The organism is Cupriavidus sp. IDO, from assembly GCF_000812465.1.
Lineage (GTDB): Bacteria > Pseudomonadota > Gammaproteobacteria > Burkholderiales > Burkholderiaceae > Cupriavidus.
Window position 1 is genome coordinate 241,513 of sequence record NZ_JWMA01000104.1, and the last position, 14,564, is coordinate 256,076.

12 protein-coding genes are annotated in these 14,564 nt (G+C 65.4%); 7 read left to right on the forward strand and 5 right to left on the reverse strand.

All coding sequences use genetic code 11. From position 1 onward, the window contains the following. Positions 1–4: 4 nt before the first annotated feature. Together RM96_RS25845 and RM96_RS25850 are read right to left on the reverse strand one after the other, a co-directional pair. Positions 5–3,157: an efflux RND transporter permease subunit gene (locus tag RM96_RS25845; protein ID WP_039014562.1), complete on the reverse strand. Its 3,153-nt coding sequence runs from the start codon at positions 3,155–3,157 to the stop codon at positions 5–7. Beyond that, positions 3,154–4,341, reverse strand: coding sequence for an efflux RND transporter periplasmic adaptor subunit (locus RM96_RS25850; protein WP_039014563.1), 1,188 nt, complete (start codon positions 4,339–4,341; stop codon positions 3,154–3,156). The genes RM96_RS25845 and RM96_RS25850 overlap by 4 nt, the downstream gene beginning before the upstream one ends. Positions 4,342–4,465: 124 nt before the next feature. Between RM96_RS25850 and RM96_RS25855 the strand changes: the two genes are divergently transcribed. Continuing rightward, positions 4,466–5,191, forward strand: a complete 726-nt coding sequence (locus RM96_RS25855; RefSeq protein WP_039014564.1) for a DsbA family protein — start codon at positions 4,466–4,468, stop codon at positions 5,189–5,191. 135 nt (positions 5,192–5,326) lie between these two features. Beyond that, positions 5,327–5,617, forward strand: a complete 291-nt coding sequence (locus tag RM96_RS25860) for a hypothetical protein (protein WP_039014565.1) — start codon at positions 5,327–5,329, stop codon at positions 5,615–5,617. Positions 5,618–5,642: 25 nt separating this feature from the next. On the opposite strand, the gene RM96_RS25865 is transcribed toward RM96_RS25860, so the two are convergent. From RM96_RS25865 to RM96_RS25875, 3 genes are all read right to left on the reverse strand, one after another. Beyond that, positions 5,643–7,184 carry a transglycosylase SLT domain-containing protein gene (locus RM96_RS25865; protein ID WP_039014566.1) on the reverse strand — a complete coding sequence of 514 codons (1,542 nt, stop codon included), beginning with the start codon at positions 7,182–7,184 and terminating at the stop codon, positions 5,643–5,645. A gap of 179 nt (positions 7,185–7,363) precedes the next feature. Next, positions 7,364–7,711, reverse strand: coding sequence for a hypothetical protein (locus RM96_RS25870; RefSeq protein WP_052279740.1), 348 nt, complete (start codon positions 7,709–7,711; stop codon positions 7,364–7,366). Positions 7,712–7,950: 239 nt separating this feature from the next. After that, on the reverse strand, positions 7,951–8,886 hold the full coding sequence (locus tag RM96_RS25875) for a LysR family transcriptional regulator (protein ID WP_039014598.1): 936 nt from the start codon (positions 8,884–8,886) through the stop codon (positions 7,951–7,953). A 254-nt stretch (positions 8,887–9,140) separates the two neighbouring features. Between RM96_RS25875 and RM96_RS25880 the strand changes: the two genes are divergently transcribed. The 5 genes from RM96_RS25880 (at position 9,141) to RM96_RS25900 (ending at position 14,545) form a co-directional block, all read left to right on the forward strand. Beyond that, a complete protein-coding gene (locus RM96_RS25880) occupies positions 9,141–10,478 on the forward strand; it encodes an MFS transporter (RefSeq protein ID WP_052279741.1) in 1,338 nt (445 codons plus the stop codon). Positions 10,479–10,533: 55 nt separating this feature from the next. Continuing rightward, positions 10,534–11,283: a creatininase family protein gene (locus RM96_RS25885; RefSeq protein WP_039014567.1), complete on the forward strand. Its 750-nt coding sequence runs from the start codon at positions 10,534–10,536 to the stop codon at positions 11,281–11,283. Between the two features lie 247 nt (positions 11,284–11,530). Then, a complete protein-coding gene (locus RM96_RS25890) occupies positions 11,531–12,580 on the forward strand; it encodes an alpha/beta fold hydrolase (protein ID WP_039014568.1) in 1,050 nt (349 codons plus the stop codon). Positions 12,581–12,829: 249 nt separating this feature from the next. Then, positions 12,830–13,540: an SDR family NAD(P)-dependent oxidoreductase gene (locus RM96_RS25895; RefSeq protein WP_039014569.1), complete on the forward strand. Its 711-nt coding sequence runs from the start codon at positions 12,830–12,832 to the stop codon at positions 13,538–13,540. Between the two features lie 327 nt (positions 13,541–13,867). Next, on the forward strand, positions 13,868–14,545 hold the full coding sequence (locus tag RM96_RS25900; protein ID WP_039014570.1) for a type 1 glutamine amidotransferase domain-containing protein: 678 nt from the start codon (positions 13,868–13,870) through the stop codon (positions 14,543–14,545). The last annotated feature ends 19 nt before the right edge of the window (positions 14,546–14,564 follow it).

Below are 14,564 nucleotides of genomic sequence, written 5' to 3' on the forward strand. Positions count from 1 at the left end.
TCTTTCACGCGGGGCTGCCGCCCTTGCGCGCCTGCCGCGCCGCCTTGCGGCGCGTGTACCAGTAGTGCGCACGATCGAGGTAGAGATAGACCACCGGCGTGCTGAACAGCGTGAGCGCCTGGGACAGCACCAGGCCGCCCACCATTGCGTAGCCGAGCGGGCGCCGCAGCTCCGAACCGGCCCCGTGGCCCAGCATCAGCGGCAGCCCGGCCAGCAGCGCGCACATGGTGGTCATCATGATCGGGCGGAAGCGCAACAGGCAGGCCTGGTAGATGGCGTCGCGCGGCGACAGGCCCTGTTCGCGCTCGGCGGTCAGCGCGAAGTCCACCATCATGATGCCGTTCTTCTTGACGATGCCGATCAGCAGGATGATGCCGATCAGCGCGATCACGGTGAAATCGTAGCCGCCGATCAGCAGCACCAGCAGGGCGCCCACGCCCGCCGACGGCAGCGTCGACAGGATGGTGAGCGGATGGATATAGCTCTCGTACAGCAGGCCGAGCACGATATACACGGCGATCAGCGCGGCGGCGATCAGGTATGGCTGTGACGCCAGCGAAGCACCGAAGGCCTGTGCCGTACCCTGGAAGTTGCCGGTCAGCGCCTGCGGGCGGCCCATGCCGGCCAGTGCGCCGTTGATGGCCTTGACCGCATCGCCAAGCGCGGTGCCCGGCGCAAGGTTGAAGGAGATCGTCACCGCCGGAAACTGCCCCTGGTGGCTGATCGAGAGATAAGCGGTGCGGTTGGTGTCGACCGAGACGAACGACGACAACGGAACCTGCTCGCCGGTGATTGGCGAGGTCAGGTAGAGCCGGTGAAACAGCCGCGGGTCTTCCTGCAGGCGCGGCATGGCTTCCAGGATGACGTGGTAGCTGTTGATCTGCGTGAAGTACTGCGCCACCTGGCGCTGGCCGATGGCATCGTAGAGCGTGGCGTCGATCATTGCCGGCGTGATGCCGAAGCTCGAGGCGCGCGCGCGGTCGATGGTCAGCACGGCGGCGGCCGCGGCATTCTGCTGGTCGGATGCGACGTCGGTCAGTTGCGGCAGGGCGCGGAAGCGCTCCAGGATGCGGGGTGCCCACAGGTTGAGCTCGTCCAGGTTGGCGTCGGTCAGCGTGTACTGGTACTGCGTGCGCGACAGGCGGCCGCCCACATTGATATCCTGCCCGGCCTGCAGGAACAGGTTGGCGCCTTCCACCCTGGCCAGCTGCGGGCGCAGCCGGGCGATCACCTGGTCGGCCGTGACGGTGCGTCCTTCGTCCCTGGGGCGCAGGCTGATGAAGAAGTTGCCGGTGTTGATGGTGTTCTGGCCGGCGCTCATGCCGACCGCGGCCACGTCGGGGTCGGCGCGCACGATATCGGCAAGCTCGACCATGCGTGCGTTCATCGAGCGGAACGACGCATCCTGCGCCGACTCGGCAACGCCGAACATGAACCCGGTGTCCTGCTGCGGGAAGAAGCCCTTGGGGATGTAGACAAAGAGCCCGACCGTGATGGCCACCGTCACCAGGAACACGCACAGCGTGGCGAACTGGTGGCGCAGCACGCGGTCCAGGCCGCGCTGGTAGGCGGACAGCATCAGGTCGAAGGCATGCTCGAACCACTGGTAAAGGCGCCCGTGCGGCTTGCCGGCCGCGGCTTCATGCGGGCGCAGGAAGCGCGAGCACAGCATTGGCGTCAGGGTCAGCGACACCACCACCGATAACGCGATGGTCAGCGTCACCGTCATCGCGAACTCGCGAAACAGGCGTCCGACAATGCCGCCCATCAGCAGCAGCGGGATAAACACGGCCACCAGCGATACCGAGATCGAGACGATGGTGAAGCTGATCTCCGCCGCGCCCTGCAGCGCCGCGTCCATCGGCGACATGCCGGCCTCGACGTGCCGGTAGATATTCTCCAGCATCACAATGGCGTCATCGACCACAAAGCCCACCGCGATGGTCAGCGCCATCAGCGACAGGTTGTCGCGGCTGTAGCCCAGCAGGTACATGCCGCCCGCTGTGCCGAGCAGCGCCAGCGGCACGGTCACGCTCGGGATCAGCGTGGCGGGCACATTGCGCAGGAACACGAAGATGATCATCACCACCAGCGCCACGGTCAGCAACAAAGTGAATTCCACGTCGGCTTCCGAGGCGCGGATGGTCTGGGTGCGGTCGGCCAGCGTATTGACCACGACCGACGGCGGGATCGACGCCTGCAGCCGCGGCAGGGCGGCGCGGATGCGGTCCACCGTGGCGATCACGTTGGCGCCGGGCTGCTTGGTGACGGCCAGGATGATGGCACGCCCGTTCTGGAAGGCGCTGTCTGCCGGCGCCGCAGCGCCACCGAAGCCCCAGGCGCCGAGCTTCGCGTTCTCGGGGCCGTCCACCGCCACCCCCACGTCGCGCACGCGCACCGGCGCGCCGTTGCGGTAGGCCAGCAGCATGTCGTTCCACGGGGCGGCGCGCGTGAGCTGGTCATTGGTGTACACGCTGAAGGCCTTGCTCGCGCCCTCGGTGCTGCCGGTGGGCTGGTTCACGGTGGTCGCCGCAATCACGCCGCGAATGTCCTCCAGGCTCAGGCCCAGCGCAGCCAGCTTCTCGGGGTCGACCTGGATGCGCACGGCCGGCTTCTGCTGCCCGCCGATATTGACCAGCCCCACGCCGGGGATCTGCGAGATCTGCTGCGCAAGGATATTGTCGGCAAAGTCATTGATCACGGTCAGCGGCAGCGCTTCCGACTGCACGGCAAGCACCAGGATGGGCGAATCGGCCGGATTGATCTTGCGGAAGGTGGGCGGGCTCGGCAGGTTGCTGGGCAGCTGTCCGCCGGCGGCGTTGATGGCCGCCTGGACGTCGACCGCGGCGGCGTCGATGCTGCGGTTGAGGTCGAACTGCAGGGTGATCTGCGTATTGCCCTGCGCGCTGGTCGAGGTCATCTGCGTGAGCCCGGCAATCAGCGAGAACTGCCGCTCGAGCGGCTGCGCCACGTTGGATGCGATGGTCTCGGGGCTGGCCCCGGGCAGCGTGGCGGATACCTGGATGGTGGGGAAGTCCACCTGCGGCAGCGGCGCGATCGGCAGTAGCGGCCACGCCGCAACGCCCACCAGCAGCAGCGCCAGCGCAAGCAGCGAAGTGCCGATGGGCCGGCGGATGAAGTTGGCCGAAACACTCATGGACGTGCTGCCGCGCCCTGGGGAGCGCTACCGGCGTTCGCCCGCGCTTCCGTGATGCGCGCGCCCGGCTTGAGCTTGTACTGGCCGTCCGCCACCACGCGCTCGCCGGCCTTGAGCCCCCTGGACACGACGGCCAGCCCGCCCTGCAGCTCGGCCACCTCGATCGGCTGTATGCGCACGGTCTGGTCCGGCTGGACCGCGTAGACATACGGCCCCGCCTCGCGGCGCTGCACCGCCGCCGCGGGGATCGTCACCGAGCGCTCGAGCTCTCCCAGCACCAGCCGCGCATTGACGTACTGGCCCGGCCACAGCGCATGCGACGGATTGGGGAAGCGCGCCTTGAGCTGGATGGTGCCGCTGGTGGTGTCGATGGTGTTGTTCACCAGGATCAGGCCGCCCTGGCCGAGCTGCTCGTCGCTGCTGCGCTCGTAGGCATAGACCGGAAGCGGCGTCTTGCTTTCCAGCACGGCGCGGTTGATGCGGCGCAGCGTGTCGTCGGGCAGCGTGAACACCACGTCGATCGGGTCGATCTGGCGGATCACCACGAGTCCGGTCGTATCCGCTGCGTGGACGATATTGCCGGGATCGACCAGCCGCGCGCCCACCCGGCCAGAAATCGGCGCGGTAATGGTGGTGTAGTCGAGCTGCACGCGGGCCAGGCTGACCTGCGCTTCATCCGTTTTCACGGCCGCGGCAAGCTGGGCCACCAGCGCACGCTGGGTATCGACGGTCTGCCTGGTGGTGGAGTCCACCCGGATCAGTTCTTCATAGCGCTGCAGGTCCAGCCGCGCGTTGGCCAGCTGCGCCTCGTCGCGCGCCTTCTGCGCCTGCGCCTGCTGGAGCTGTGCCTGGAAGGTGCGCGGGTCGATCTGCGCCAGCACCTGTCCGGCCTTCACGTCCTGGCCCTCGACAAAGCCCACGCGCTCCAGCTCGCCGTCCACGCGCGGCTTGACCGTGACGGTCGCCATGGCCTGGACCGTGCCCACGCCGGCCAAGCTGAGCGGTACGGTTTCTTCGCGCACCGGCGCCGTCGTAACGGCGATTGCCGGCGGGGCGGGCGCGGCCGCGCGCGGAGCCCGCATGCGTGCCAGCGCGATTGCGGCGAGCCAGCACGCCGCCAGGAACGCTATGCCGGCGGCGGCAATCAGGATGCGCTTGCGATGCTGGAAGGGGACTGGCGGCATGCTTTTCACTCACATAAGCATAGTTCGCCACTGCAGCAGGCGGTACGGCGGCGTATTACGGATTATTTCCGCCGGCGCCGCGCGAGTGACGATACCGATACTGCGCCGGCGCTATCATGGAGGCATGACTGAGAACGCCACGCTCCACTATATCTACGACCCCCTTTGCGGCTGGTGCTACGCCGCTGCCCCGCTGGTCGAGGCGGCACAGGCCGTGTCCGGGCTTTCCATCGCGCTGCACGCCGGCGGCATGATGGTGGGCGCCCAGCGCCAGCCGGTGACGCCGGCCCTGCGCAACTACGTGATGCCGCACGACCGGCGCATCCATGCCCTGACCGGGCAGCCATTCGGCGACGCCTATTTCGATGGCCTGCTGCGCGACACCACCGCCGTATTCGATTCGGAACCGCCGATCACGGCGATTCTCGCCGCCGGTGCGGTCCAGGCTGCGCCGGGCACGCAGGAAGGCCTGGCGCTGGCGATGCTAAAGCGCATCCAGCGCGCGCACTACGTCGAGGGTCGCCGCATTGCCCAGCGGCCGGTGCTCGAAGCGCTGGCCGCCGAACTCGGCATTGCGCCGGACGCCTTCAGCGCCGCCTATGAGGCTTGCGCTGGTGCCGTGACCGCGCGCCATATCGAAGACAGCCGCCGCCTGCTCGGCAGCCTTGGCGGCCGCGGGTTCCCCACGTTTGCGCTGGAAGATGGCGGACGCTTCACCATGCTCGACTTCGGCCAGTACCTGGGGCAGCCCGCCGCGTGGCAGGCCATGCTGTCGCAGCGCTTGCCCGTGAGCGACGCAGCCGGGGCCGCGGATTCGCCCGTGTGCGGGCCGGACGGCTGCGTGTTGTAATCGCGCAGCCCGTAGGTGGCCCTATTGCCTTTGCCCTGCGAGCCGCGTAGAACGTTGGAAAACGGCGCCTGCAGAGGCCCGGCAGCCGCCCGCCACGGGCGGCAGAGCACAACGCCAGAGGATCGAGGTGTGGCCATGGAGACCCAAGAGAGCGCGCTGACGCTTGCCCTGATGACCGAGCCCGCACGGGCCACGATCTGCCGCGCGCTGCTGGAAGCCGGCGAGGAGGGGCTGCCCGCCGCCATCCTGGCGCAACTGGCCGGACTGAGCCTGCCGCGTGCTGCCCACCTGTTCCAGGAACTGGCGCAGGCCGAAGTGGTGACGCTGGCCATCCGCGAGCGCCAGGTCTGCTACGTCATCAAGGCCCGGCGCGCGGTACGCGAGGCGCTCGACTATATCGACAGCAGCGGGCTGGCCGACGGATGAACAGACCCTGGGGCCGACCGGGCAGCTATTGCTGGACCTGCTTGATTGCCCGCTCACGCGCCGCCTGCATTTCCTGCATGAGCCGGTACGCCGCGTAGTACTTGAATATATTCCGCACGTAGGTGGTGGTTTCGATTCCGATCTTTTCCGCCACGACGATCTCGACATTGTTGAACCACTTGTCGGGATCCAGTCCGCGCGCCGCCGCCTCCTTGCGCATCTTGGCGATATTGCCCGGCCCGGCGTTGTAGCTGGCGAAGGCGAACAGCGGCCGGGCGGATTCCGAGAAATGCGCGTCGGGGAAGTACTTCGTCATCAGCTGGTCCAGGTACTTGGCGCCGGCATGGATGTTGGACTCCGCTATCTGGATATTGCCCACATTGAGCTGCTTGCCGGTGGCCGGCATGATCTGCATGATGCCGACGGCGCCCACGCGGCTGCGTGCTTTCTGATTGAGCTGCGATTCCTGGAAGCCCTGCGCGGCCAGCATCAGCGGGTCGAAGCGATAGTCCTTGCCGTACTTCTCGAAGAAGCCAAGGGTCTGCTGGAAGCGCTTGTACTCGGCGTCGTCAGTATTGTTCTTGATCTGCTTGATCCGGCGCATGGACTGCTTGAGCAGGTAGTCCGCCACGCCGTGCTTCTTGACGTGGTTGACATAGAAATCGTCGATCGCCTGCCGCAACTGCGGGCTGTTCTTGCGGAAAGCCCAGCCGACATAGCCGCCTTCCCTCACCGCCAGGTCCTTGCGCACCTTGATGTCAGGCAGGATCTGCGCCCACATCTCCGCCTTCCAGTCATCGACCACGACGATCTGCAGCAAGCCTGCGTTGACCATCTCGAGCACGTCTTCGTCTTCGAGGGCGTCGGGCAGCAGTACCAGCTTCATCGGCGCCTTGCCGGCGCGGCGCAGGCTGTCGTTCAGGGCCGTCAGGCTTTCGTAGTAGCTGCTGGCGCGGCGGACATGCACGGTCTTGCCGGCCAGGTCGTCAAGGCTTTTCAGCGCCGGTGCCTTCGGTCCGGTCACGATCAGTTCGCGCACCGGCTTGCGGTCACGCGGCGCGGCGAAGTCGACCTGCTTCAGGCGCGCTTCGGTCTCGGTCAGGTTGCCGGCAGCGATGTCGCCCAGGCCCGCCGCCAGGTCGGGCAGCAGGCGGTCGCGGGTGGTGGGAATGATGATGACGGTGAGCGGGCGCTTGCCCAGGCGCTCGGCGTAGGTCTTGTTCAGGTATCGCTCGAAGTCCCGCACCAGCTGTGCAGTCAGTCCGCGCTCGTGGCCTTTGTCGCTGAAGTAGAGGGTGCGGCTGTATGGCACCAGCACGCGGATGACGCGGCTGTTGACCATCGCGTCGAAGTCGCCCGTCCGGGGCTTGTTGGCAAGGTTCATGCCGCGCGGCGTGGCGGAGCTTGCCTTGCTGGCAGGCGCGTTCGCAGCAGGCGTTGCTGCGGGGGCGGAAGCAGGAGCCGCCTTCTGCTGCGCTACGGCATCGGAGCCACACAGGCTGAGCGCAGCCATCAGGCCGGACAGGAGGAGGCCTCTCAACCAATGGTGCGGGCGGAAAGCGGGCATGGCGGGAAATGCAAGTCGTGCAGCAAGACGCGCGACTCGCTCTTTTCGAGTCTAGGCGCGATCCCGGCTCTTGCAAGCGGGAGGAGCCCGGGAGCCGCAAAGGGGAAGGAGGGATAGCGGAGGAGGGTGCAACGGTGGTGGCCGGCGTATGCCGGCCACCGGTGACATCGAGACGGGCGCTATTGCTTAGGCGCAGCCATTTCCTGCTTGGCTGCCGCATCGGCTGCCTTGTCTTCAGCCTTGCGTTCCTGCTTGGCGGCGCCGACGTCCTGCTTGTACTCGCCCTTGGCGGCATTCTTCTTGGCCTTGTACTCGTCCGAGGCTTGCTTGCGCGCTTCGCGGCGTTCCACCAGCGGGTCCTTGGGTGGCTGGATCTGGGTCATGCCGGGAGGCACGCCCTGGGCGCCGGCCGGTGCGGCCGGCGCTGCCGGCGTCTGGGCAAAGGCGCTGGCGCAGGCAAGGCCTGCCAGTCCTGCTGCCAGGGCACCAAGAACGGGGGTAAGGCGAACGGACTGTTTCGGTTGCATAGAGAACCTCGCAGAGTGATTGTCGGATCGCACCCGGAGGGAATTCACAGGTGCGGCGGATATCGCACAAAGCCGGGCTGGCCGTGCGATGACAAGGCCAGTCTAGGAGCGCAGGCAGCGTTGTGATGTCAGCCTTGTTCCGAACCGGCGTGCGGCTTTGTCTGACATGACCGGGACGAAATCTGGCGGCGGGCCGCCCGCGTCACAAATCGCGGACCATGCTGGGTCAACGGGTGCCGTCATTGATCGCCCTGGCTGGTGGCGCAGTGGGAAAACATCGACATGTGCCGCGTTATGTGCTCCAGCAGTTCGAGCGCTGCCGCCGGCAGTGGCCTGCCGGCTTTCACAAGCAACCTTGCCTGGGTGCCCATGAACAACGGATGGTCGATCGGCACGACCGCGAGGCTGCCGGCCGCAATCTCGCGATACGCGGCGAATTCACCGATCAGCGTCATGAAATTCTCGTACGCGACGAATTGCTTCAGCGCCGTCAGTGAGTTGCTGACAAGCGTCGCGCGGATCGTGATGTTCTCGGCGAACTCGACCATCTTTGCCGCATGCCCGATCCCGAACGACGCCGGCATCATCGCCAGCGGGTAGGACAGCAGGTCGCGGACGCTGGCCGCACCGCCGCGCAGCGCCAGCGGGTGATCCGGCCGGACCAGCAGTACCACGGGCTGCGGTGAACTCGCACGGTACTCGACGCGCGGATGCGGCGGCGGATTGTAGGCAAGGCCGATATGCGCGCGGCTTTCCGCAACTTCCTCCAGCACGCCGTCCACCGGCAGGATGTCCATGCTGATATCGAGCCTGGGGTACCGGGCGCAGAAGTGGGCGAGGACTTCGTTGACCAGCAGATCCACGTAGCCCTCGCTCAGGACCAGCCGGACCTCACCTTGCTGCAAGCCCTTCAGCGAGTGCAACTGGTCTTCGAGCTTTTCCTGGTGGGAACGATAGCCCCGCCAGAACTCGAGCAGGTGCGCCGCGGCCGCGGTGGGCCTGAGGCCACGCGGCTCGCGTTCAAACAGTGTTGCCCCAAGCTCCTCTTCGAGCAGCTTGATCTGACGGGTGATAACGGAGGGGGAGGTATTGAGGCTCTCTGCAGCGCCGCGGATGGTTCCGTGCGCCAGCACTTCACGGAAATACCGCAGCCGCTGCTGATTGATCTCTCTCATGTCGAAACACCCGCTCACCCGTTTGTTCGAGAAGTAACGATACATGAACCCGATTCGCCTTGCGCGGCGTGCGCTGTGCGGCATCCGGCGAGACAAACCTGCGTGCTGGTGCGCCGTAGCAGGCACGCCAGCACGGTGCGTTGCCCAAAAGGGAACGAAGCGTGAACTTAGTTGCTCTTTGTTGGCACAGCCGCCGCTGCCAATATCAAGGCCATAGAAATGCGAACTGACACGCAACAACCCCGGAGACTGGCATGCTGGCAATTCCCACCCCGAACGCTGTCGACGACGCCACGGCGCTCTACAGCAAAATCAACTGGCGCTTGCTGCCATTCTTGCTGACCTGTTACCTGTTCGCCTACCTGGACCGGGTCAACATCGGCTTTGCCAAGCTGCAGATGCAAGGCGACCTGGGCTTTTCCGACGCAGCATACGGTGTGGGGGCCGGCATCTTCTTCCTTGGCTATGTGCTGTTCGAATTGCCGAGCAACCTGCTGCTGCCCCGCGTAGGGGCGCGCAAGACATTCAGCCGCATCCTCATCCTGTGGGGCATCACGTCCGCCTGCATGCTGTTCGTGCGCAACGTGCCAATGTTCTATGCGATGCGCTTCCTGCTCGGCGTCTTCGAGGCAGGATTCGCCCCGGGAATGATCTACTACCTGTCGTGCTGGTACGGCCCGCAACGCATGGCCCGCGCCATCGCGATCGTTTTCCTGGCCGGCCCGATCGGCGGCATCGTCGGCGGCCCCGTCTCGGCGTGGCTGATGACCGCGCTCGCCGGCCACGCCGGCCTGGCCGGCTGGCAGTGGATGTTTCTCGTCGAGGGCCTGCCCAGCATCGTGCTCGGCGTCCTCGCGCTGTGGTTCGTGCCGAATCGCCCGGCGCAAGCCGCGTGGCTCAGCGAGCAGGAACGGCGGCTGCTCGACGCCGAGCTCGGGCCCGTCGCCGCGCACAACCATTCCTTCCTGGCCGTGGCGAAAGACGCGCGGGTCTATGTGCTTGCCCTTGCCTACTTCTGCATCATTGCGACCATCTACGCCATCAGCTTCTGGCTGCCGACCATGATCAGGGCACAGGGCGTGGCCGATACGGTGCAGCTCGGCTGGTATTCGGCGATCCCGTATGTTGCCGCAGCGTTCGGCATGTACTTCATGGGCCGCAGGTCCGACCGCGTGGGCGAACGACGCTATCACAGCGCGGTACCGGCACTGGCCGCCGGTGTGCTGCTCGCCGCGTCGATCCTGGCGGACGGCAATCTGCTCGTCTCGCTGGTTCTGCTGACGCTCGCCACCACCGGACTGTGGATGGCTTACACGGTGTTCTGGGCCATGCCGGCCGAGTACATCAAGGGGCCCGCGGCAGCCGGCGGCATTGCCCTTATCAACACGATCGGATTGTCGGGGGGCTTCTGGGGTCCCGCCATCATCGGCTGGGCCAAGACGGCGACCGGAAACCTCCATCTCGGCGTGCTCCTTATGGCCGCGCTGCCGTTGATCGCCGCCATGATCCTCCTCGCCAACAAGCTTCCCGCGAGACGGGAATCCCTCTCCAACCAGCACGCTCATCGTCCCATGCCCGAACCCGGGCGCTGAGCACTCAAGCCATTGCATCAGGTCCGGCAGGACCAGGTCAAGAAAGGAGCGCCAAATGCTATTACATCTCTCAACCTGGGCTGAAGTCGAGCAGTACCTCGCGCGCAGCCGCACCATTGTGGTCCCCATCGGCTCCAACGAGCAGCACGGTCCGACCGGACTCCTGGGCACCGACTGGCTATGCCCGGAAATCATCGCGCGCGAAGCGGAGAAGGCGGCCGATATCCTGGTAGCGCCGACATTCAATATCGGCATGGCCCAGCATCACCTCGGATTCCCCGGAACCATTTCACTGCGCCCGTCGACCTTCATCGCCGCGCTTGGGGACTGGATCCGCTCCCTGGCGGGGCACGGCTTCGAAAAGATCCTGTTTCTCAATGGCCACGGCGGCAACGTGGCATCGATCGAAGCGGCGTTCTCCGAAGTCTATGCCGAAGCCAGCTTCGCCCGGCGCAGCGCGGGGTTTGCCCTGAAGCTCTGCAACTGGTGGGACCTGGAGGGCGTCGGCGAGCTGGCGCGCGAACAGTTCCCGACCGGCCATGGCTCGCACGCCACGCCTTCCGAGGTCGCGATCACCCAGTGGGCGTTCCCGGACGCCAGGAAGTACGCGGACTATGCGCCGAAGATTGCCCCGTCAGGCCCCATCCGCGAGGCGCTCGACTTCCGTGCGCGCTATCCCGACGGGCGCATCGGCTCCGATCCGGGACTGGCGACACCTGAAAAGGGCGGGGCACTTGTCAGGCTGGCGGCGCAGAGCCTCGCACGCGAACTGGAAGCTTTCAGCCGCGAGCCCATGCCTGCCTGAGTCGCCATCCATGGCCTGTCCAGTCGTGTCGATCTGAAGGAAGCAGCACGGCGACGGTAACTTCAGTCGATTCGCGATGTAAGGAATCGCCTGTCCCGGCCTCACCGAATCCCGTTCGCGTGTAACCCAATGTACCTGGGCGACAGATGGCTACGTTGGCATTCAATTGCCCTGGATCCGGACACGCCGCAGATACGTGAACGCCGTAACTTAAAGGCTTGTACCCATCCCTTGGGGGGAGAGAGAAATGTCAGGAAACGTCAATCAACAGCGGCGGCGACTGTTCGGTGTGGCGGCCGTCGGCATCGCAGCCAGCCAGTTTGGCCTGACCGGTTCCGCGCGCGCACAATCCGGCAGCAGGAAAGCAGCGGATCTGCCCGCGATCCGGCCGGGCACGCATACATCGTTCGGTGCGATCAGGCAGGTCGACGCGGGCGTGCTGAATGTTGGCTACGCCGAAGCCGGACCGGCCGATGGCCGCGTGGTCATCCTTCTGCACGGCTGGCCCTACGACATTCACAGCTTCGTCGACGTGGCCCCGTTGCTGGCGTCAGCCGGATTCCGGGTGATTGTCCCGCATCTGCGTGGCCATGGCACGACGCGCTTCCTTTCCGGCGAGACCTTCCGGAATGCCCAGCAGTCAGCAGTCGCGCTAGATATCATCGCGCTGATGGATGCCCTCAATATCCGCAAGGCGATCCTTGCCGGCTATGACTGGGGTGCACGGACGGCCAATATCATCGCGGCACTGTGGCCCGAGCGCTGCGTAGCGATGGTTTCCGTGAACGGCTACCTGATCAACAACCGTGAACGTAACAAGCTTCCCCTGCCACCAAAGGTGGAGCACGGCTGGTGGTATCAGTTCTACTTCGCCACGGAACGCGGCCGGGCGGGCTACGAAGCCAACCGGCGCGAGTTTGCAGATCTGATCTGGAAGGCCAACTCGCCGAAATGGGCATTCGACCAGGCGACGTTCGACCGCACCGCTGCGTCCTTCGACAATCCGGACTACATCAGCATCGTCATTCACAACTACCGTTGGCGACTCGGCCTGGCTGAAGGCGAGACGCGGTACGACGAGCTGGAAGCGCGGCTGGCGCAAGGCCCGGTCATTGCCGTGCCAACCATCACGCTTGACGGCGACTCGGACGGCGTTGCGCCGGCCACCGATGGCACATCCTATGCACGGATGTTCTCGGGCAAACGCAAGCACCGAATCATCAATGGCGTGGGGCACAACCTGCCGCAGGAAGCGCCGACCGCCTTCGCGGACGCTGTCATCGAAGTTGCCGGGTAGCCTTGCCTTTGAGTCTGCGCCGGCGGCACGCGCCGCTGGTGCAGGGCGACAAGCGCTACGCTGACGCGCAAGCCTGTGACGGCCGCTTCGCACGAAGCGCGGTGCCTCGCTTCATTTGTACCTGCCACGCAAAACTGTTTGTTCCTGGTGTGCCTTCGAAGGCCCGAATGAATGGCCTAGATTGGTACCCATCGGCGCCGTCGGCCCGATCGGCAAGAAGGCCGAGTCAACTTACATTGAGGTTTGAAAATGAGTGCAGCACAAAAGGTCGTTGTCATTACGGGCGCATCGCAAGGCATCGGCGCGGAACTGGTCAAGGCATTCCGGGAGCGCGGCCACCGCGTTGTCGCGACGGCTCGCAGCATCAAGCCGTCCGAGGACCCTAACATCCTGGCGGTGGCAGGCGACATCGCAGATCCGGCCACGGCTCGCCGCGTCATTTCCGAAGCGCTGGCAAAGTTCGGCCGCATCGACACGCTCGTCAACAACGCAGGCATCTTCGTCGCGAAGCCGTTCACCAGCTATACGGCCGAAGACTACGCGGCGGCGACGGGCATCAACCTGACCGGATTTTTCCATATCACGCAGCTCGCCATCGCCGAGATGGAGAAGAACCGGAGCGGCCACGTGGTCAGCATCACCACAAGCCTGGTCGACCATGCGATCAACGGTGTGCCGTCGGTGCTCGCATCGCTGACGAAGGGTGGTCTTAACGCTGCGACGAAGTCGCTGGCGATCGAGTATGCAAGGACCGGCATTCGCGCCAACGCCGTCGCGCCTGGCATCATCAAGTCGCCGATGCATGCGCCGGAAACCCACGAGGCGCTAGGTGCCCTGCACCCGATGGGGCATATGGGCGAAATGCGCGACATCGTGGATGCGGTGCTGTATCTTGATTCCGCTCCGTTTGTCACGGGCGAAATCCTGCACGTCGACGGCGGCCAGAGCGCGGGGCATTGATCGTGGTTCCGAGGGGCGCTGCAACGGCCCCCCTCGTTGATTTCCGGCATTTGCCGCTGCAGCCGGAGGTCAGGGCCACGGCCTCTTGCGCCAGAAAGTGGCCATGTTGTCATTGCAGGGTCTGCAGCTTCCTAGCCCGTATCTCACGCTCAAATCCGCCTAAGCTGGAGGACGTGGCTGGCATGGCAAAGGAACTTGTCCGCCGGAGGTCCGCTGTGAGGCCGAAGGCAGGAATCCATGCACTGATCGCCAGGCACACAAGTCGTGAGTCCGGCTGGAGGCAATACCCGGCGCCCGGCCGGCATAACCAATCCGTGGAGCAAGAGAATGAAGAAGATCCTGATGGTATTGACTTCCCACGATCAACTGGGAAATACGGGCCAGAAGACCGGATTCTGGCTCGAAGAATTTGCTGCCCCGTACTACACATTCCTCGATGCCGGAGCAAAGGTCACGGTGGCATCTCCCAAGGGGGGGCAGCCGCCGCTTGACCCGAAGAGCGACGCACCTGAAGGCCAGACCGAGATGACAAGGCGATTCAAGGAGGACAAGGCTGCCCAGGCGGTCCTGGCCAGCACGGTCCGGCTCGCTGACGTGAAGGCGGGAGACCATGACGCGGTGTTCTATCCGGGCGGCCACGGACCGCTGTGGGATCTGGCCGAGGACAAGAATTCGATCGCATTGATCGAGGCGTTCTACAACGCCGGGAAGCCGGTCGCTGCCGTCTGCCATGCGCCCGCCGTGTTGCGCCACGTTGTCGCCGACGGTCAGCCAATCGTAAAGGGCAGGCGCGTAACGGGCTTCACGAATACGGAGGAAGAAGCCGTTCAGCTCGCCAATGTTGTGCCGTTTCTTCTGGAGGATGAACTGAAGCGGCTTGGCGGTCTGTTCGAAAGAGCGGACGACTGGCAGAGCCTCGCGGTGGTCGACGGCCGCTTGATTACCGGCCAGAACCCGGCTTCCTCTGAGGCTACGGCGCGCAAGCTGCTGGCCGTCCTGCGCTGACAGCGGCAGGGGGGGCGGG